General features: G+C 62.2%; 20 protein-coding genes. 9 read left to right on the forward strand and 11 right to left on the reverse strand.

Translation table 11 applies throughout. The features are described from left to right. Nucleotides 1-9 precede the first annotated feature (9 nt). From BLU15_RS15780 to BLU15_RS15795, 4 genes are all read right to left on the reverse strand, one after another. A complete protein-coding gene (locus BLU15_RS15780) occupies nucleotides 10-384 on the reverse strand; it encodes a septal ring lytic transglycosylase RlpA family protein (RefSeq protein ID WP_060519659.1) in 375 nt (124 codons plus the stop codon). Between the two features lie 460 nt (nucleotides 385-844). Beyond that, on the reverse strand, nucleotides 845-1,720 hold the full coding sequence (locus BLU15_RS15785) for an SDR family oxidoreductase (protein ID WP_090296317.1): 876 nt from the start codon (nucleotides 1,718-1,720) through the stop codon (nucleotides 845-847). Beyond that, a complete protein-coding gene (queG, locus tag BLU15_RS15790; protein WP_162731847.1) occupies nucleotides 1,708-2,910 on the reverse strand; it encodes a tRNA epoxyqueuosine(34) reductase QueG in 1,203 nt (400 codons plus the stop codon). The genes BLU15_RS15785 and queG overlap by 13 nt, the downstream gene beginning before the upstream one ends. Continuing rightward, nucleotides 2,891-3,583 (reverse strand): glutathione S-transferase family protein, encoded by a 693-nt coding sequence (locus BLU15_RS15795; protein WP_090296322.1) that lies wholly within the window; start codon nucleotides 3,581-3,583, stop codon nucleotides 2,891-2,893. The genes queG and BLU15_RS15795 overlap by 20 nt, the downstream gene beginning before the upstream one ends. Nucleotides 3,584-3,744: 161 nt before the next feature. Between BLU15_RS15795 and BLU15_RS15800 the strand changes: the two genes are divergently transcribed. Further along, nucleotides 3,745-4,551 (forward strand): undecaprenyl-diphosphate phosphatase, encoded by an 807-nt coding sequence (locus BLU15_RS15800; RefSeq protein ID WP_034804497.1) that lies wholly within the window; start codon nucleotides 3,745-3,747, stop codon nucleotides 4,549-4,551. Nucleotides 4,552-4,714: 163 nt separating this feature from the next. Here the strand turns inward: BLU15_RS15800 and BLU15_RS15805 are convergent, their stop codons facing one another. From BLU15_RS15805 to dnaN, 7 genes are all read right to left on the reverse strand, one after another. Then, nucleotides 4,715-4,876 carry a hypothetical protein gene (locus BLU15_RS15805; RefSeq protein WP_034804494.1) on the reverse strand — a complete coding sequence of 54 codons (162 nt, stop codon included), beginning with the start codon at nucleotides 4,874-4,876 and terminating at the stop codon, nucleotides 4,715-4,717. A gap of 240 nt (nucleotides 4,877-5,116) precedes the next feature. Beyond that, entirely contained in the window at nucleotides 5,117-6,097 is a 981-nt protein-coding gene (locus BLU15_RS15810; protein ID WP_060519663.1) for a complex I NDUFA9 subunit family protein, read from the reverse strand. Between the two features lie 120 nt (nucleotides 6,098-6,217). Continuing rightward, nucleotides 6,218-6,505, reverse strand: a complete 288-nt coding sequence (locus BLU15_RS15815) for a DUF1330 domain-containing protein (protein WP_034804478.1) — start codon at nucleotides 6,503-6,505, stop codon at nucleotides 6,218-6,220. A 115-nt stretch (nucleotides 6,506-6,620) separates the two neighbouring features. Continuing rightward, nucleotides 6,621-7,325: an orotidine-5'-phosphate decarboxylase gene (pyrF, locus tag BLU15_RS15820; protein ID WP_034804475.1), complete on the reverse strand. Its 705-nt coding sequence runs from the start codon at nucleotides 7,323-7,325 to the stop codon at nucleotides 6,621-6,623. Between the two features lie 3 nt (nucleotides 7,326-7,328). Next, the gene (locus BLU15_RS15825) at nucleotides 7,329-7,916 is read right to left on the reverse strand and encodes a histidine phosphatase family protein (RefSeq protein ID WP_090296324.1); all 588 of its coding nucleotides are present in this window, start codon (nucleotides 7,914-7,916) and stop codon (nucleotides 7,329-7,331) included. A gap of 4 nt (nucleotides 7,917-7,920) precedes the next feature. Beyond that, nucleotides 7,921-8,523, reverse strand: coding sequence for a phospholipid N-methyltransferase PmtA (gene pmtA, locus BLU15_RS15830; RefSeq protein WP_082005986.1), 603 nt, complete (start codon nucleotides 8,521-8,523; stop codon nucleotides 7,921-7,923). A 238-nt stretch (nucleotides 8,524-8,761) separates the two neighbouring features. Then, nucleotides 8,762-9,880, reverse strand: a complete 1,119-nt coding sequence (gene dnaN / locus BLU15_RS15835) for a DNA polymerase III subunit beta (RefSeq protein WP_034804468.1) — start codon at nucleotides 9,878-9,880, stop codon at nucleotides 8,762-8,764. A gap of 252 nt (nucleotides 9,881-10,132) precedes the next feature. Here dnaN and rsmI point away from each other — a divergent pair, with 252 nt between their 5' ends. The 8 genes from rsmI (at nucleotide 10,133) to gshB (ending at nucleotide 18,018) form a co-directional block, all read left to right on the forward strand. Further along, on the forward strand, nucleotides 10,133-11,062 hold the full coding sequence (gene rsmI / locus BLU15_RS15840; protein ID WP_090296326.1) for a 16S rRNA (cytidine(1402)-2'-O)-methyltransferase: 930 nt from the start codon (nucleotides 10,133-10,135) through the stop codon (nucleotides 11,060-11,062). Further along, nucleotides 11,052-11,420: a YraN family protein gene (locus tag BLU15_RS15845; RefSeq protein ID WP_090296329.1), complete on the forward strand. Its 369-nt coding sequence runs from the start codon at nucleotides 11,052-11,054 to the stop codon at nucleotides 11,418-11,420. The genes rsmI and BLU15_RS15845 overlap by 11 nt, the downstream gene beginning before the upstream one ends. A gap of 160 nt (nucleotides 11,421-11,580) precedes the next feature. Beyond that, nucleotides 11,581-12,879: an extracellular solute-binding protein gene (locus BLU15_RS15850; RefSeq protein WP_029742937.1), complete on the forward strand. Its 1,299-nt coding sequence runs from the start codon at nucleotides 11,581-11,583 to the stop codon at nucleotides 12,877-12,879. Nucleotides 12,880-12,884: 5 nt separating this feature from the next. Beyond that, nucleotides 12,885-13,889 carry an ABC transporter permease subunit gene (locus BLU15_RS15855; RefSeq protein ID WP_244546755.1) on the forward strand — a complete coding sequence of 335 codons (1,005 nt, stop codon included), beginning with the start codon at nucleotides 12,885-12,887 and terminating at the stop codon, nucleotides 13,887-13,889. Between the two features lie 10 nt (nucleotides 13,890-13,899). Further along, the gene (gene ugpE, locus BLU15_RS15860) at nucleotides 13,900-14,742 is read left to right on the forward strand and encodes a sn-glycerol-3-phosphate ABC transporter permease UgpE (RefSeq protein WP_090296332.1); all 843 of its coding nucleotides are present in this window, start codon (nucleotides 13,900-13,902) and stop codon (nucleotides 14,740-14,742) included. Between the two features lie 66 nt (nucleotides 14,743-14,808). Next, a complete protein-coding gene (locus tag BLU15_RS15865; RefSeq protein ID WP_060580627.1) occupies nucleotides 14,809-15,921 on the forward strand; it encodes a sn-glycerol-3-phosphate import ATP-binding protein UgpC in 1,113 nt (370 codons plus the stop codon). Continuing rightward, nucleotides 15,918-16,907: an exonuclease/endonuclease/phosphatase family protein gene (locus tag BLU15_RS15870; protein WP_162731846.1), complete on the forward strand. Its 990-nt coding sequence runs from the start codon at nucleotides 15,918-15,920 to the stop codon at nucleotides 16,905-16,907. The genes BLU15_RS15865 and BLU15_RS15870 overlap by 4 nt, the downstream gene beginning before the upstream one ends. Before the next feature lie 148 nt (nucleotides 16,908-17,055). Then, a complete protein-coding gene (gshB, locus tag BLU15_RS15875) occupies nucleotides 17,056-18,018 on the forward strand; it encodes a glutathione synthase (RefSeq protein ID WP_090296334.1) in 963 nt (320 codons plus the stop codon). The last annotated feature ends 143 nt before the right edge of the window (nucleotides 18,019-18,161 follow it).

An 18,161-nucleotide genomic window follows, 5' to 3' on the forward strand; every position in this document is an offset into this window, starting at 1 on the left:
ATTTCAAGATCAGGAATTGACGACGCGATAGCAGACGCTGGCAGTGCCGGAGCGGACCATGCCGATCTGCGATGCTGCAGCCTTGGAAAGATCCATGACGCGACCGCGGATAAACGGGCCACGATCGTTGATGCGAACGATAACGCTCTTGCCGTTGCGCTTGTTGGTGACCTGCACCTTGGTGCCGAATTTCAGGCTGCGATGGGCGGCCGTCAGGTGAGCGGCATTCATGCGCTCGCCGGAGGCGGTCTTGGAGCTCAGCGCATACCAGGATGCGCCGCCGCAGCCGGCGCCGGCTGCATGGCTATCGGAAACGGAGACGAGACCGATAGTGGCCGTGAATAGCGCTGCAGCGGCAGCCGTCTTGATCTTCGCTGGCGTCAAACTGGCGATCCCCTCGGTCAAAACACTTGGTTAAAAACTTCTGAGAACCGCTAATTGGGGCGAAAAATGGCAAAAACGTGCTTCAACCATTTACGCTCTATTAGGATTTATTAAAAAATGACGAAATTTCAAAAACGAAGATTGTTTGAAATAGTTTAAACGCAGACAGGAGTTCTTTGGAATCAGGGGTTGAGCGTTCGCCAGCCTCCGCACGTGAGCCGAACCCGCCCGTAAACGAAAAATTTCATTAAAAATTTCGAATTGGACCAATTTTCCGGAATCCGGATGGTCGAAAATTCGTTACTAGCGCGCAGGTTGTATGAAATTAGCCAAGTATCGAACGAATATCCAAAGAATGTCACAATTGCGATGGCCGAGCCCTGGCCATTACTGACGGACTGACTATCGACGTTCTATAAGCATTACGGGTTATGCTATCTGGCGGGTGCCGTATTGCATTTCACTGTCCGCGCCACGCGCCCGACTGCCAAAGCTGTGCAAGCGAGACGCGATAATCCGGAAAGGCAAATTCAAAACCGGTCGCACGCATGCGGGCATTCGAAACCCGCTTGTTTTCTCCATAGAAAGTGCGGGCCATCGGTGACAGTTCGGCTTGCTCGAAAGGCGTTTCCGGCGGCGGCTCGACGCCCATCAGCCGGGCGGCTTCCGCGACCACGTCCTGCGGCGGCGCCGGCTCGTTGTCGGTGATGTTGAAGACGCCGCTGGTGCCATTGTTGGCGAGGAACAGCGCTGCGGCGCCGATATCCTCGACGCGGATTCGATTGAACACCTGGCCGGGCTTGACCAGCCGCCGTGCCGTGCCGTTTTCGAGATTGCAGAAGGCGTTGCGTCCGGGTCCGTAGATGCCGGAGAGCCTGAGCACCGCGACCGGAATATCCTGGTTCTTGCCGAAGGCGATCCAGGCGTCCTCCGCTTCCACGCGCTCGACAGAGCGGGCCGAGACCGGCTTGCGCAGCATGTCCTCGGTGACCCATTCGCCGCCATGGTCGCCATAGACCCCGACCGTTGAGAGATAGCCGATCCATTCGAGGTTCGGCGCGATCTGCGTGAGGTCCGGGCTCGTGGTGCGGAACATGGGATCGCCATCGCGACCGGGCGCGATCGACTGGATCAGATGAGTTGCCTTGCCGAGGGCGGCGGCAAGGTCGTCGGAGATCGTCTCGCCGTCGAAGAGCACCGGGCGGATGCCGGCCCTTTCGAGTTTTGCCGCCTTCTCCTCGCTCCTGGTGGTGCCGATAACGCTTGTGGCCGTTGGGGCCATCGCTTTTGCGATTGCCGTACCGGAGTAACCGGCGCCAAGGATCAGGACATGCATCGGCTCACTCCCGCGATCTGCCATTCGTTGAGGACGTCTTCGTCCGTCTCTGGCTCGCATTGTTCGGCAAATTCCGCAAGCGCCGCAGGCGCGACCAATCGTGACAGCGCCCAGACCGCCATCGCCCGCACCACGGCTGAGGTGTCGTTGACGCGGGCCTTGACTGCGGGCACCAGCGCCTGGCTGCCTGAATTGCCGGCGGCGATCAGCACGTTCCGCACGAACCGGTCGCGACCGATGCGCTTGACCGGTGAGCCTGAGAACAGGCTGCGAAAGCTCGGATCATCCAGGTCAAGCAGGGTTTCGAGCGACGGCGCCTTCAGATCGTCGCGTGCTCTGAGCTTCATTTCCGAGGCTGCCTGCGCGAACTTGTTCCAGGGGCAGGCGGCAAGACAGTCGTCGCAGCCATAGATGCGGTTGCCGATCAGCGGCCGGAATTCGGGATCGATCGGCCCCTTGTGCTCGATCGTGAGGTAAGAGATGCAACGTCGCGCGTCGATCCGGTAGGGCGCCGGGAAAGCGTCTGTCGGACAGGCATCGAGGCAGGCGCGGCAGGAGCCGCAATGGTCGCGCTCGGCTTCGTCGAAGGCGAGGTCCGCCGTCGTGAACAGGCTGCCGAGAAAAAGCCAGGAGCCGAATTCGCGGCTGACCAGATTGGTGTGCTTGCCCTGCCAGCCGAGGCCGGACTGCTCCGCCAGCGGCTTTTCCATCACCGGGGCGGTATCGACGAAGACCTTGACGTACTCGCCAGCGCGCGCGGCAAAGCGGGTCGCGACTTCCTTGAGCTTGCCCTTGATGATGTCGTGGTAGTCGCGGTTCTGGGCATAGACCGAGATCGCACCGCGATCGGTCCGCTCAAGAATGCCACGCGGATCGTGTTCCGGGCCGTAGTTCATCGCGAACATGACGACGGAGCGCACCTCGCTCCAGAGCGTGCGCGGATCGGAACGGCGCTCGGCTGTCTCTTCGAGCCAGTCCATCGTGCCGTGAAAGCTCTCGTCGAGAAAGTCTCGAAGCCGGGCCGGTGCTTGCGGAATGGCATCCGGCCGGGTGATGCGACAGAGATCGAAGCCCTTGTCTGCCGCCTCTGCCTTCAGGAACGCCGTCAGCTTCAGCCGGCGCCGTTCCTCACTGTCTGCCTTGGCATCGATGCCGGGCACGGTATTCGCCTCAGAAGTCGAGATCCGCATAGTGCGGAACGGGGGTGACGCCGCGCACGCGCTCGGCAAGCAGCGGCCGGAAGGAGGGGCGGGACTTCAGCCGCTGGTACCACTCCTTGGCGCTCGGGGCGTCCGACCAGTCGATTTCGCCGAGATAATCGAGCACGGACACCGTCGCGGCGGCGGCAAGATCGGCATAGGAGATCCGGTCGCCGGCAAGCCAGGTCCGCGAGCCGGCAAGCCAGGAGAGATACTTCATATGCTGGCGGATGTTGGCGCGCGAGGTCCGCAGGACCTTGCTGTCGGGTGCGCCGCCGCCCTGGTCCGGCGTCATCTGCAGCTTGAAGATCCGCTCGCGCACCAGCGGCCGCGTCACATCGGCTTCCATCTTCTGCAGGAACCATTCGACCAGCCGGCGGATTTCCGCGCGCTGGAACGGATCCTCGGCCAGAAGGCGGCGATCCCGCTTCATGATGCCATTCGTCTCGTCGAGATATTCCGAGATGATCGTCGCCCCACAGAGCGCCCTCATACTGTCGTCAACATAGACCGGTAGCGTTCCGGCCGGGTTCAAAGCCAGGAAGTCGCGCCGGTTCTCCCAGGGCTGCTCGTCCGTCAATTCCGTCTGGTAGCCGTATTCCGAAAGGATCAGGCGAACGAAGCGTGAAGCGGCGGACATGGGGTGGTGATACAGTGTCGGCATCGATGATCTGGCTTCTCAGGGCTTTGGCTTGGGGGCGTCAGCGTGGCGGCGCAAGCGTCTGGCCACGGCTCATGTGTTAGAGCTATAGAAATTTGTGGTGGCAAACACAAGCGAATCAGCCTTTTCCTCCCACTCCAAAACTTGTCAGGAAATTCTCATATATGGCGGATCAATCGATCATCAGTGCGCTTGTCCTCGGTCTGATCGAGGGCCTGACGGAGTTCATCCCCGTCTCGTCAACGGCGCACGTCCTTCTCGCCGGCCACTTCCTCGGCTTCAAGTCGCCGGGCAACACCTTCGCCGTCCTCATCCAGCTCGGCGCCATTCTGGCGATCCTGCTCGTCTATTTCCAGAAGCTTCTGTCGATCGCGCTGGCGTTGCCGACAAGCATCAAGGCGCGCCGCTTCGTCGTGTCAGTGCTGCTCGCCTTCCTGCCGGCGGCGGTCATCGGTGCCATTGCCCATGATTTTATCAAGACGGTGCTGTTCGAGACGCCTGTCCTGATCTGCGTCGTACTGATCGTCGGCGGCGTCATCCTTTATGCGATAGACCATCTGCCGCTGAAGCCGCGCTATACCGACGTGATGGACTACCCGCCGTCGCTGGCGCTGAAGATCGGCCTGTTCCAGTGCCTGGCTATGATCCCCGGAACGTCCCGTTCCGGCGCGACGATCGCCGGCGCCCTGCTGATGGGCACCGACAAGCGTTCGGCCGCCGAGTTCTCGTTCTTCCTGGCGATGCCGACCATGGTCGGCGCCTTTACGCTGGACCTCTACAAGAACCGCGATGCGCTCTCCTTTGACGATTTTACCCTGATTGCAGTCGGTTTCATTGCGGCCTTCGTCGCCGGCATCTTCGTCGTGCGCTCATTGCTCGACTTCGTCTCGCGGCGCGGTTTCACGCCTTTCGCCATCTGGCGCATCATCGTCGGGATCGCCGGCCTGATCGGTCTGTGGCTGCTTGGCTGAGCAGAACCGACGATCTCAATGACAAAAGGCGCGTCCCCGACGCGCCTTTTTCCTTGACCTGTTGTCAGGCCCTAAAAACAAAGCCGCGTGCGTCTCATGGTGAAACGCACGCGGCTACTGGCCCCCGCCAATAACTTTTGATGCCTCGTCGAGGCGCCGGCCCTTAGTGGCCGGAAAGGTCGATCGATGCCGTGGTGCACGGATCGACGCCATAGGCCGGTGCGCAATCCTTGCCGCTGCTGGCGACCGTGTTCGGCGCCATGAACGATCCAGCCAGAATGATCAGTGCCGCACACGCAAAAAAGATTGCGATCGACTTGCCCATGGACGCTATGCCTTTCGAGATTGATGCCGCCGCCCGCCGTCATGCCTTGGGATCGGGGGCGCGAGGCGGTGTTTAGTTGGTGGATATGACATGATCAATATCAGGACATGTTGAATTTGCGGTAAATGCCAATCGCTTTTCCGACTGCGGCAGAACTGCAACGCTGTTACCGCAATACAACAGAAAACGGCCGCCGGTGGTTCCGGCGGCCGTTCAAAAAAATCGTTGGGTTGCTGCCGATCAGGCGGCGCGGCCGCTACGGGTGTACTGGCCCTGCGGGCGGTAGCGCACCAGATAGGTCGGCAGGATCGATTCCAGCATCGTCGGGTCGATGCCGATGCCGGAAAGTGTGCGGCCTTCCGATACGGCCTTTGCGGAGACGACATTGTCGGATTTCAGCAACACCACCTGGTCGGCGGTAAGCGGCGGCGTGACGAAGGGGATCAGCGACGAAACGCTGCCGATCAGAGACGCGACGCCGAAGGGCAGCGAGACGAGCGTGCGCTTGCGGTCGATCGTGTTGAGCATGATCTCGAGACAGTCGCGGAAGCTCAAGACGTCAGGGCCGCCGAGTTCGTAGATCTTGCCCTTGGCGATCTTGCCGTCGACGGCGCGGGCCACGGCTTCGGCGACGTCGGTCACGTAGACGGGCTGGAATTTCGTCTCGCCGCCGCCGATCAGCGGCAGGACCGGCGAGAAGCGGGCCATGTTGGCGAATTTGTTGAAGAAGCCGTCCTCTGGACCGAAGACGACCGACGGACGCAGGATGATCGCGTCAGGCTTGGTCTCAAGGATAGCGGCCTCGGCGCGGCCCTTGCTGCGGGCGTAGTTCGATGCAGAGGAGGCGTCGGCGCCGATGGCGGAGATATGGGTCAGCGTCGCGCCGACGCCGCGGGCCGCTTCAGCCACGGCACGGGCGCCGAAATCCTGGACCGCATCGAAGGTGTTGCGGCCGCTCTCGAACAGTACGCCGACGCAGTTGATGACGTGATCGGAGCCTTCAACGGCGCGGTCGACCGATTTACGGTAGCGCAGGTTCGCCTGAACGAAGGAGATCTGGCCGACATTGCCGAGCGGCTGGAGATGACCGGCAAGGTCCGGCCGGCGAACGGCGACGCGGATGCGATAGCCGCGTTTGGCGAGCGCGCGCACCACATGACGGCCGACGAACCCGGATCCGCCGAAAATCGTCACCAGCGGCGGAAGGTTGGACAAGGTCATGGGATGTGCACTCCTGATCGGATCGGAAAGAATTGATTGCTACATAACCCAACAGCCGCGAGAGGTGAAGGCCAATCGACGCCTGCGTGCAGAGCCTGCTAAAGGTTGGGGGCGGTGGGATCAGACGCCTTCGACGACCACCATCTCGGCGTCGGCGACTTCCTGGCGGATCGCGGCGGCAATCTGGTACTCGGGAGAGTTATAACAGTCGATCGCCGCCTGCAGCGATGGAAATTCGATGACGACGTTGCGGGCGCGAACGCCACCCTCCAACCGATGATGCAGCCCGCCGCGTGCCAGAAAATTGGCGCCGTATTTCTCGAAGGCGGGCTTTGCGGCCGCTACATAGTCCTTGTAGCGCTCGGGGTCGCGGACATCGACCCGTGCGATCCAGTATCCCTTGGCCATATTGAGCTCCTCGTCTTGCAGCACGAAAGGCTGACGGGAGTGTTACTTCCGGCAAATTTGGGCCGAGGTCAAGCGGATCGACCGGGCGCGCTGGTCCGACGGGTGTCGCCCGGCATCAGCGGGCGAGCGCACCGTTCATTTCGGCAAGGATGGCGCGGGCAGCCGCAAGCGGCTCGGCGGCTGCGACGATTGGGCGCGCGACGACGAGATGGCTGGATCCGGCCTTGAGCGCCTCGGAGGGCGTCATCACCCGCTTCTGGTCGCCCTTGTCCGCGCCGGCCGGGCGAATGCCCGGGGTGACGAGTGCCATGTCCGGCCCGATGATCTTGCGCACTGCCGCCGATTCTTCCGCTGAGCAGACGATGCCGCCCATGCCGGCGGCGCGCGCCTGTTCGGCCCGGCGCAGCACCAGCGTGTGCGGATCGTATTCATAGCCGGCATCGATCACGTCCTGCTCGTCCATCGAGGTGAGCACGGTGACGCCGAGCAGGCAGAGGTCGGAGCCTTTTGCAGCCTCGACAGCCGCCTTCATCGCCTTCGGATAGGCGTGCAGGGTCAGCATCGACATGCCCATCTTGGCGATGTTCTCGACGCCCTTGGCCACCGTGTTGTCGATGTCGAGCAGCTTCATGTCGAGGAAGACGTTCTTGCCGCTTTTGGCCAGGTCGCGCGCGAATTCCAGGCCGCCGGCAAAGACCAACTGGTAGCCGATCTTGTAGAAGGAGACATCGTTGCCGAGCGTCGACACGATCTTCTCGGCATCCGCAATCGTCGGAAGGTCGAGGCCTACGATCAGTCTGTCGCGCGCGGTTTCGGTCATCGTCTAAATCCCCTGCCAGTGTTCCATCGGGGTCCAGTCGCATGCAACAGTCCGATCCGCAAGGCGGAAAGCGAAGACATTGCCGCCGCCACCACCCTTCTGGTCGGCTGCGCGCGAGATTGGCGCGCCGGTAAGGCGGCATTTCAGAAGTGTGCCGACGCCGCCATGGCCGACGAAGGCAATCGGGATTTTCGGATCGTGATCGCCGAGGATCCGAAAGACCGCGTTCGAGATGCGGCTCTGGGCATCGATCGCGCGCTCCCAGCCCTTGAAGCTTTCGGTGGGATTGGCGAAGAACCAGTCGGCCGCCTTCTCGAATTCCGGCGGCGGCAGGAAGCCGGTGGCCGATCGATCGTTCTCGCCCATGTCGTGGTGGACCTCGACCGTCACGCCGGCCGCATCGGCCAAAAGTTGTGCCGTCTCGATCGCCTTGGTTTCGTCGCTCGAAACGATCCGTCCGAGCGAACGCACCCAGGGCAATCGGGCGGTGATGACCGCGCGTTCGCGGCCAACAGTGGAAAGTCCCCATTGCGGGACGGGCACGTCCGGATCGATCTGGACCTGCGGATGGGTGACGTAGACGCCGAACATCCCGTCAGTGCGCCCGGCGATAGACCCAGAGCTGCGCCGGCGGAATGTTGCGCACGACGAAGTCGAGATGCTGGATGCTGTAGCGGTCCGGCATGGCAACGACGGGCGACAAAGGCCCATAGGAAATCTGCACGACCGGCCGGCCGACCGGAATGCGCGACAGCAGATCGTCGATCAGTTCGACGCGGCGATGCATCGGGAAGTTCAGAAGCGGCACGGCAGAGACGACGCTGTCGAAGGTCTGGCCGTTGAGTTCGCCGAGCGTGTGTTCCAGATCGAAGGCGTCGCCGTTGATGAAGTTGACGCCGTTGAAGTTGGTCTTGAGCTGATTGTAGAAATCGGTCGAATACTCGATCGACACGAGATTGGACGGCTCAAGGCCACGTTCCAGGATCGCCTTGGTGATGACGCCGGTGCCGGGGCCGAGCTCAAGAACCGGAAGGCCTGAGGCCGGATTGATGACGCTCGCCATTCGGCGCGCTGTGACGGAGGAGGTCGGCAGGATCGCGCCGACGGCCTTGGCATTGCTCATCCATCCTTTGAAAAAGCGAATCTCTTCGTCGAACTTCCGTCCGAGCCGTTCCTTCACCTTCACGCGCAAATTCATTGAACCCCTCAAAACCGCTGTCCTCTCCTCGCACAGGCCGTCCGCGCAAAATTCCTCGCCCGGTGATTCGGGCCGGCCGCGGCGGCGGTGATCATAATGTGTCCCCATCTGCGGCAAAAACAAGTCTGTCTGCGCCTGAAAGCGTTCGCTTATCAACAGTCCGCAGATGCCGCGGCCAACAAAAAACCCGTCACGCGCGGGCGTGACGGGTTGGCATTTCGCGCCGCGTCAGGCCCGGCTACACGCGCATCGGCATGAGCACATAGAGCGCATCTTCAGCGGCCAGATCACGGACGAGCGTCGGCGAGCCCGGGTCTGCCAGCATGAAGATCGCATCGGTGCCTGTCAGCTGCGAAGTAATGTCGAGCAGGTACTTCGCGTTGAAGCCGATTTCGAGCGGATCGTGGTCGTAGCCGACGGGCAGTTCTTCCGTAGCACTGCCGGAATCGGGATTGTTGACCGTCAGCGTCATCTGGCCTTCGTTCAGCGCCAACTTGACGGCGCGGCCGCGCTCCGACGAGATCGTCGATACGCGATCGACCGCCTGAGCGAAGGACTGGCAATCGACGCGCAGTTCCTTGTCGTTGTTGGCCGGGATGACGCGCTGGTAGTCGGGGAAAGTGCCGTCGATCAGCTTCGAGGTCATGACGATCGAGCCGATCGTCAGGCGGATCTTGGCGTCCGAGACTTCGACAGTGACGACGAGTTCCGGGTTGTCGAGCAGCTTCTGCAATTCGCTGACGGTCTTGCGCGGGATGATGATGCCCGGCATGCCTTCGGAGCCGGATGGCGCCTCGACGTCGGCGCGCGCCAGGCGATGGCCGTCGGTTGCGACGGCGCGCAGTTTCAGCTCACCCTTGCTTTCGACCGTGTGTACGAAGATGCCGTTGAGGTAGTAGCGGGTTTCCTCAGTCGAGATCGCGAACTGGGTGCGATCGATCAACATCTTGAGGTCAGTCGCCTTGAGGCGGAACGAATGCGAGAAGCTGCCGGCGGTCAGATCCGGGAAGTCGGATTGCGGCAGGCACTGCAGCGAGAACTTGGAACGGCCCGAGGCGACGGTCATCGCCGTGCCCTCGGCGTTGGTGGCGAGCAGCACTTCCGAACCGTCGGGCAGCTTGCGCACGATGTCGTAGAGCAGGTGCGCTGGCACGGTGGTCGCGCCCGCCTGCTCCACCTGCGCCGGGGTCGCCTCGGTGATTTCGAGGTCGAGGTCGGTCGCCTTCATTTCGAGGCTGGCGCCGTCGGAACGCAGGAGCACGTTCGAGAGGATCGGGATCGTGTTTCGCCGCTCCACCACGCGGTGCACGTGGTTCAGCGATTTCAGGAGGTTGGATCGCTCGAGAGTAATGCGCATGGGATGCCGCTTTCAACCATTGCCCGGCGGGCGAAACGTCCGCCTGAGCGTCAACTGCGAGTGCCCCGGCCGACCGACCGGATAGATGTGGACCGGCAAAATGGCAGAAAGAGCGCCCGGAAAGCAAGGGGTTTGAGGGCTTCTGTCCCCAGATGCGGCACGTGGGCCCGTCGTCTTGCCCTTGCTCTGCCATGGTGGCTCACTCATAAAGACCGGACAGACACATCGGTAAGCACGATCAGGACGTTACAGGTGGAAAAGCAAAGGACAGCGGAACCGGCCGGCGGACAGAGGGAGCGCAGCTACCGGCTGCACAATGTGAGCGTTCCGGCCCGCCCCCTTGATGCCGCGCTCTATCTGGTGGCAACCCCGATCGGCAATCTCGGCGATATCACGCTGCGCGCGCTGGAAACATTGGCCGGCGCCGATGTGCTTGCCTGTGAGGACACGCGGGTCACCCGTGTTCTGCTTGATCGCTACGGCATCACCAATCGGCCCTACGCCTACCACGAGCACAATGCCGACGAGGCCGGTCCGCGGCTGCTGGCAGCGCTCGCCGAAGGGCGTTCGGTGGCACTAGTCTCTGATGCCGGCACGCCACTGGTCTCCGACCCCGGCTACCGCCTGGGGCAGCTTGCGATCGAGGCCGGACATCGCGTCGTGCCGATTCCCGGCGCCTCGGCGCCGCTTGCAGCCCTCGTCGGGTCCGGCCTGCCGAACGATGCTTTCCTCTTTGCCGGTTTCCTGCCGACCAAGGACAAGGCCAAACGCGATCGCCTCAGGGAACTCGCCACCGTGCCGGCAACCATCCTGTTCTTCGAATCGCCGCACCGGATCGCTGCGACGGTTGCGGCGGCGGCCGACGTTTTGGGGGAGGGCAGGCGGGCGTCCGTCTGCCGCGAATTGACCAAGACCTTCGAGGAATTTCGCCGCGGCACGCTCGGCGAGCTTGCAGCTCATTATGAACAGGCGGGGCCGGTCAAGGGCGAGATCGTGCTCGTCATAGGCCCTCCCGATGCCGCGCCCGAACCGGAAGCGGCCGACGTCGACGCGCTGCTGCAAAGCCTGGTCGCCGACATGCCGACCGGCAAGGCGGCAACCGAAGCCGCCCGCCAGACGGGCCTGCCGCGCAAGGAACTCTATGACCGGCTGCTGCAGTTGAAGGAGCGCCATGACGACTGATGGTGGCGACAAGCGGAAGCTGAAGGCGCTGAGGCGAGGGCATCTCGCCGAATACCGTGCCGCGCTTTGCCTTCTGCTCAAGGGCTACCGCATCGTCGCCATGCGCCATCGCACCAAGCTTGGCGAGATCGACATCATCGCAAGGCGCGGCGATCTCATCGCCTGCGTCGAGGTCAAGGCCCGTCGCTCGGCCGAAGACGGCGTCTTCGCCGTGACGGCGACAGCGCAGAGGCGTATCCGTGCCGCGAGCGATCTCTGGCTGGCGAAACAGCCGGATTTCAGCAGGCTTTCCGTGCGCTACGACATCGTCACCGTGACCCCTTGGGGCTGGCCGCGGCACCTGCCGGATGCGTTCTGAATCGGCGCATAATGAAGGAAAATGATTGCGTTGTTCCGCGGGTGCTCCTCGTTGGAACATATTCTCGAATTTGTAATCGTTCCGACATAAAAGCGTTACGGGCCTGTCATTGAAGGTCACTAGTCCACTGCCATCCGCAACCCGGTGGAGAGGATTAGTCATGTTCAAGAAGTTTACGCTCGCAGCCCTTACCCTTGCATTTTCCGCGACCTCGTCGCTTGCCGCGACCAACATTACCTGGTGGCACGGCATGGCCGGCCGCAATGGCGAAGTCATCAATGAAGTTTCCAAGAAGTTCAATGAAGCCCAGAGCGCCTGCGCGCTGACCCCGGTTTCCAAGGGCACCTACGAGGAAGCGCTCGCTTCCGGTATCGCCGCTTTCCGCTCGGGTGAACAGCCGAACATCCTGCAGGTCTTCGACGCCGGTGCCGCCACGATCATCAACGCCAAGGGCGCGGTCATCCCGGCCGAAGACCTGATCATCAAGGCTGGTCACAACTTCGACCGCAACGCCTTCATCGATGGCGTGCGCTACTTCTACGCCGACAGCGAAGGCAAGTTCGTCGGCATGCCGTTCAATTCCTCCGCGCCGATCATGTACATCAACGACGAGGCCCTGAAGAAGGCCGGCGTCGAAGCGCCGAAGACCTGGGAAGAGTTCGAGGCCGTCGCCCCGAAGCTGAAGGAAGCCGGTTACATCCCGCTCGTCCAGTCGCAGCTCACCTGGCAGTTCACGGAGAACTTCTTCTCCCGCAACAACATCCAGTTCGCCACCAACAACAACGGTTACGACGCCGTCGTCGACACTGAGCTGAAGGTCACCGACCCGAACCTCGTCATGATGTTCGACAAGCTGAAGGCCTGGAAGGATGAAGGCTACTTCGCCTTCTACGGCGCCGGTTGGAACGACAACCAGAAGGTCTTCGAAGAAGGCAAGGCTGCGTTCTGGATCGGTTCGTCGGGTTCGTTCGGCGGCCTGCAGAAGACGGCGCAGATGCCGTTCTCGGCAACCTTCCTGCCCTATTGGGGCTCGATCAAGGGCGCCGGCACCAACTCCTTCATCGGCGGCGCGGCACTCTTTGCCATGTCCGGCAAGACGGATGAAGAAAACAAGTGCGTTGCCGACTTCTTCCAGTTCCTGACCTCGCCTGAGATCCAGTACTTCTACCACAAGGCCACCGGCTATGTGGCCATCACCAAGGCAGCCTACGAGCTTGCCCAGAAGGATGGTTACTACAAGGAAAAGCCGGTTGCCGAAGTCGGCATCAAGCAGCTGATGCTGCCGGCCGGCGACTGGTCGAAGGGCTACCGCCTCGGCTTCTACCCGCAGATCCGTGAAATCATGGAACGCGAATACGGCCGCATCTTCTCGGGCGAAACAACCGTCAAGGACGCGTTCGACACGATCGAGAAGGAAGGCAACGAGCTGCTCGCCCGTTTCGCCAAGACGGCCGGCTGAGCTCGATGTCGACCGCGACAGATCTCCTCCCCGCAGCGCGGGGAGGGACCGGAACAAAGACCGGGGGGCGTCGCTTCGGCGCCTTCCGGATTTTCGGTGGCCAGTCGAATAGCGGAGGCGAAAGCGCTGCAAAGCGCGTGCAGTTCTCCTCGCCGTTCCTGCCATACCTCTTCCTCGCGCCGCAGCTCGCGATCATCTTCATCTTCTTCTACTGGCCGTCGGTTCAGGCGATCCAGTCGTCGTTCTATCTTGAAGACCCCTTCGGTTTCGGCTCGACCTTCGTCGGGATGACCAATTATGCCGACGTGCTGAAATCAGGCGAATATCTCGGCATTGCCCGTTTCACCGCCGTTTTCACGGCGCTGGTCACCTTCTTTGCGCTGTCGATCGGGCTGCTGCTCGCCGTCAAGGCCGATGGCGTCATCCGCGGCAACGCCGCCTATAAGACGCTGCTGATCTGGGTCTATGCCATTGCCCCGCCGGTCGCAGGCCTCATCGGCATGATGTTCTTCGACCAGCATATCGGCCCGATCGTCGAGCTTGCGCGCTGGTTCGGCTGGGACATCAAGGTTGGTCTGAACTACTTCGACACCGCCTTTTCCATGGTGGTCGTCTCGGTCTGGAAACAGATCCCCTACAATTTCATCTTCTTCCTCTCAGGGCTCCAGGGCATTCCGGTCTCGGTGCGGGAAGCTGCGGCGATCGACTGCCGCTCCGGCTTCCGCCGTTTCTGGACGGTGATCCTGCCGCTGCTCGCGCCGACCGCCTTCTTCCTTCTGATCATTAACGTCACCTATGCGCTGTTCGACACTTTCGGCGTCATCGACGTGATGGTGAAGGACAAGGCTGCCAACAACCCGATCACCCTTGTCTACAAGGTCTACATGGACGGTTTCCGCGGCAACGATCTCGGCGGCTCCTCGGCCCAGTCAGTGATCCTGATGCTGATCGTCTTCGTGCTCACCATCTTCCAGTTCCGCTTCATCGAGCGGCGCGTGCATTACAACTGAGGTGGGGCCGATGTATCGCACCAAGATTTTCGACCACATCGTCCTGCTCTTCGGCGTCTTCATCATGGTGGCGCCCGTCGTCGTCGCCTTCATGACCTCGACGCACGAGGCGGCCGACATTCACCGCAACGGTCTCAGCCTCAGCTGGGGCGGCCATTTCGTCGAGACCTACCAGACGGTACTGACGCGCGAGGGCGGCTTCACCGGCAAGATCACCGGCTTCAACATGATGCTGAACTCGATGATCCTCGGCCTGGGTTTCGCCGTCGGCAAGATCGTGCTGTCGATGCTGGCGGCCTATGCGCTCGTCTATTTCCGCTTTCCGCTCGCGACCTTCTTCTTCTGGGTGATCTTCACCACCCTGCTTCTGCCACTCGAAGTGCGCATCCTTCCTTCCTATGAAGTGATGAACACGCTGAAGCTGACCAACACCTATACCGGCCTGATCGTGCCGCTTCTCGCCTCGGCGACGGGCACCTTCTACTTCCGGCAGTTCTTCAAGTCGGTGCCGGACGAGTTGCTGGAGGCCGCGCGCATCGACGGCGCCGGCCCCTTCAAGTTCTTCATCGACGTACTGGTGCCGCTCTCGCGCACGATGATGGCGGCGATCTTCATCATCATGTTCGTCTACGGTTGGAACCAGTATCTCTGGCCCACCCTGATGACCACCGACGAAGGCTTCTTCACCCTGGTGCGCGGCATCAAGCAGATCCTGCTCGTCTGGGTCGGCTCGAACATCCCCGACTATAACGAGGCCTTTGCGCTGGCGATTCTCGCCATGCTGCCGCCGGTCATGATCGTCGTGATCTTCCAGCGCTGGTTCATCAAGGGCCTGACGGAAAGCGACAAGTAAACGGGGTCGTGGCGGGACAAAAGTCCCGCCCGCTCCTGAAACGACATCAATCTTACGGAGGCAGCCATGGCGGCCATTACCATCGCCGAGGTCTCGAAGATCTATCACGGCAATGTCGAGGCGGTGAAATCCGTCTCGATCGATATCGAGGACGGCGAATTTATCGTGCTGGTCGGCCCGTCCGGCTGCGGCAAGTCCACGCTTCTGCGCATGGTCGCGGGGCTGGAGACGATTTCGAAGGGCACGGTGACGATCGGCTCACGCGTGATCAACGAGGTCGATCCGGCCGAGCGCGACATCGCCATGGTCTTCCAGAACTACGCGCTCTATCCGCACATGACCGTCTACGAAAACCTCGCTTACGGCCTGAAGAACCGCAAGACGCCGAAGGCCGAGATCGACGCCCGCGTCGCCGAAGCCGCTCGCATGCTGGAGATCGAGCCCTATCTTACCCGCAAGCCCCGTGCGCTCTCGGGCGGCCAGCGCCAGCGCGTCGCCATGGGCCGCGCCATCGTGCGCAAGCCGGCGGCCTTCCTCTTCGACGAGCCGCTCTCCAATCTCGACGCCAAGCTGCGCGTCTCCATGCGCGGCGAGATCAAACGCCTGCAGAAGCGCCTCGGTACGACCTCGCTCTACGTCACCCACGACCAGCTCGAGGCGATGACCCTTGCCGACCGTCTGGTGGTGCTGAATGGCGGTCGCATCGAACAGATCGGCCGTCCGCTCGACGTCTATCACCGCCCGGCCTCAACCTTCGTCGCCAGCTTCATCGGCTCGCCGGCGATGAACCTGATCAAGGGTGAGATCGAAGGCGGCAACCTGCAGATCGGTCTCTACAGGATCGCGCTTGGCGACCGTGCGCCGGTCGAAGGCCCGGTCACGGTTGGGCTTCGCGCCGAAGATCTCAAGCTCGCCGGCGTCGGCGAGGACGCCATGCTGTTCCAGGTCGACTATGTCGAGGAACTGGGCGCGCAGCGGCTCGTGCACGGCACCATCGAGAGCCAGGCGCTCACCATCGCGCTGTCTCCGGAGACGCCACTTTCGGGTGATCTTGCAGTGACGATCGCCGTCGACCGTCTGCACTTCTTCTCGACCGAGACCGGCAAGCGGCTGGAGCGCGGCACGTCGTTTGCCAATGAAGCGCCGGTTGCAGCGCCACGCCTGGAGACCGCATCGTGATCTCCAAGACCGTCGAGCAGCTTGCCGTTCCTTCGCTTGAAACCCGCGCCAGCTTTGCCGAGATCGTGCGCACCATTGCCGCCCATGACGCAGCCATGGCCGCACGGCCGGAGATGAACAGCGTGGAGGTCGGCGGCACACCGGCCTCCGATACGCCGCTCGCCTTCCCGTTCACCGTTGCTGCCTGGAACCTGGAGCGCTGCCTGTTTCCGGCCGAAAGCGCCGCCCATCTCGCCGCGACAAACGCGCCGGTCGTCCTTCTTTCAGAGATGGACAACGGCATGGCCCGCACCGGCCAGCGTCACCCGACCGCCGAAGTCGCCGAAACACTCGGCATGCACTATGCGTATGGCATCGAGTTCATCGAGATGGGGCTCGGCTCCGATACGGAGCGCGAATTCTGCGAGGACGAATTCAACGCCAAGGGGTTCCATGGCAATGCGGTGATGGCTGCGGTGCCGTTCTCCCGGCCCTTCATGTTGCGCCTATGGGGCGAACGCCTCTGGTTCACCGATGGCGAGCAGCCGCGCCTTGGCGAGCGCTGTGCGATCGGCGCCGTCATCGAGACGGAAGCCGGACCCTTCGTCGCCGTCTCCACCCATCTCGAGAGTGCGACGACTGCCGTCTACCGAGAGCGCCAGGTCAAGGAATTGATCGATGCACTCGACGAGACTTTCCCCGGCCTGCCGGTGATGATCGGTGGCGATCTCAACACCGGCAACCATGCCGGCGGCGATTTCGAGGCCGAAGGGCTGTTTGCCATGAGCGCCATCAGGGGCTTTACCCGCCATGGTGGGCCGCTCGACGTGATGACCACGCGGCCGAGCCTGATCACCCGCTGGCCAGAGCGGGCGATGAAGCTCGACTGGTTCCTGTCGCGCGGGCTGAAGATCGGCGAGACCACGATCATTCCTTCGCTTGACGAAACCGGCCGGCCGCTTTCGGATCACGATCTCATCACCTGCGTGATCGAAGGCTTCGAATAGGCTCGCCTCTCCTTGCCTAAGGCCCGCCCGCATTCTACATGTCGAGGGCTTTGCCAGTGCGGCAGAGGGCAGCGGTTTTCCCGTCCTCATTCGCTCCGGCGGTTTGAAATCGATCACGGCTATCCGTGATCCATGAGGGAATGGGTAGATGGCGAAAATCGTCAATGTCGGGGTCCAGATGGACCATGTGTCGGGCATCAACATTGCGGGTGACTCCACCTTCGCCATGAGCCTCGAGGCACAGTCGCGCGGCTATCGCCTCTTCCACTATACGCCGGAAAAGCTGTCGCTGCGCGACGGCAAGGTCTATGCGAGCGTGCAGCCGATGACGCTGCGCGACGTCAAGGGCGACCACTTCACGCTTGGCGAAGCCGAGCGCGTGGATCTTTCGACCATGGACGTCATCCTGCTGCGCCAGGATCCGCCCTTCGACATGGCCTACATTACCTCGACGCACCTTTTGGAACGCCTGCATCCGAAGACGCTCGTCGTCAATGATCCCGCCTGGGTGCGCAATTCGCCGGAGAAGATCTTCGTCACCGAATTCGCCGACCTGATGCCGAAGACGCTGATCACCCGCGACCCCGCTGAGATCGCCAGCTTCCGCCAGGAAATGGGCGACATCATCCTGAAGCCGCTCTACGGCAACGGCGGCGCCGGCGTGTTCCACTCGACCCGCGATGACCGCAACATGTCCTCTCTGCTCGAAATGTTCGGCCAGATGTTCCGCGAGCCCTTCATCGCCCAGGAATACCTGCCGGCGGTGCGCAAGGGCGACAAGCGCATCCTGCTCGTCGACGGCGAGCCGGTCGGCGCCATCAACCGCGTTCCGGCAGACCACGACGCCCGCTCCAACATGCATGCTGGCGGCCGGCCTGAGCCGACCGAACTGACGGCGCGTGAGAAGGAAATCTGCACCCGCATCGCGCCGGCGCTGAAGGAGCGCGGCTTCCTCTTCGTCGGCATCGACGTTATCGGCGACTACATGACCGAGATCAACGTGACATCGCCGACCGGCATCCGCGAAGTGAAGAAGTTCGGCGGCGCCGATGTCGCGAGCCTGCTCTGGGATGCGATCGAGCGCAAGCGCCTGATCAAGATCTCGGCCTAGGATCCATCTCGGGTCGATGGCGCTTGCCGCGGGCCTCCGCCTGCGGCCGTTTGCCGAAACGTCCCAGGTACAGGCCCGCGTCTCCTCAAATGTTCCGTTATTGTTCTTGTTTTTTGTGCGCGATCCGTGCAAGGCTTCTGCCT

This window comes from Ensifer sp. YR511 (assembly GCF_900103045.1).
GTDB classification, from domain to species: domain Bacteria; phylum Pseudomonadota; class Alphaproteobacteria; order Rhizobiales; family Rhizobiaceae; genus Ensifer; species Ensifer adhaerens.

Coding starts and splice junctions, on each gene's coding strand:
- BLU15_RS15785 (WP_090296317.1), bottom strand. CDS start 1,720: ATGCATGTCCTGATCCTTGGCGCCGGTTACTCCGGTACGGCAATCGCA.
- queG (WP_162731847.1), bottom strand. CDS start 2,910: ATGCGGATCTCGACTTCTGAGGCGAATACCGTGCCCGGCATCGATGCC.
- BLU15_RS15795 (WP_090296322.1), bottom strand. CDS start 3,583: ATGCCGACACTGTATCACCACCCCATGTCCGCCGCTTCACGCTTCGTT.
- BLU15_RS15800 (WP_034804497.1), top strand. CDS start 3,745: ATGGCGGATCAATCGATCATCAGTGCGCTTGTCCTCGGTCTGATCGAG.
- BLU15_RS15805 (WP_034804494.1), bottom strand. CDS start 4,876: ATGGGCAAGTCGATCGCAATCTTTTTTGCGTGTGCGGCACTGATCATT.
- BLU15_RS15810 (WP_060519663.1), bottom strand. CDS start 6,097: ATGACCTTGTCCAACCTTCCGCCGCTGGTGACGATTTTCGGCGGATCC.
- BLU15_RS15815 (WP_034804478.1), bottom strand. CDS start 6,505: ATGGCCAAGGGATACTGGATCGCACGGGTCGATGTCCGCGACCCCGAG.
- pyrF (WP_034804475.1), bottom strand. CDS start 7,325: ATGACCGAAACCGCGCGCGACAGACTGATCGTAGGCCTCGACCTTCCG.
- BLU15_RS15825 (WP_090296324.1), bottom strand. CDS start 7,916: ATGTTCGGCGTCTACGTCACCCATCCGCAGGTCCAGATCGATCCGGAC.
- pmtA (WP_082005986.1), bottom strand. CDS start 8,523: ATGAATTTGCGCGTGAAGGTGAAGGAACGGCTCGGACGGAAGTTCGAC.
- dnaN (WP_034804468.1), bottom strand. CDS start 9,880: ATGCGCATTACTCTCGAGCGATCCAACCTCCTGAAATCGCTGAACCAC.
- BLU15_RS15845 (WP_090296329.1), top strand. CDS start 11,052: ATGACGACTGATGGTGGCGACAAGCGGAAGCTGAAGGCGCTGAGGCGA.
- BLU15_RS15850 (WP_029742937.1), top strand. CDS start 11,581: ATGTTCAAGAAGTTTACGCTCGCAGCCCTTACCCTTGCATTTTCCGCG.
- BLU15_RS15855 (WP_244546755.1), top strand. CDS start 12,885: ATGTCGACCGCGACAGATCTCCTCCCCGCAGCGCGGGGAGGGACCGGA.
- ugpE (WP_090296332.1), top strand. CDS start 13,900: ATGTATCGCACCAAGATTTTCGACCACATCGTCCTGCTCTTCGGCGTC.
- BLU15_RS15865 (WP_060580627.1), top strand. CDS start 14,809: ATGGCGGCCATTACCATCGCCGAGGTCTCGAAGATCTATCACGGCAAT.
- gshB (WP_090296334.1), top strand. CDS start 17,056: ATGGCGAAAATCGTCAATGTCGGGGTCCAGATGGACCATGTGTCGGGC.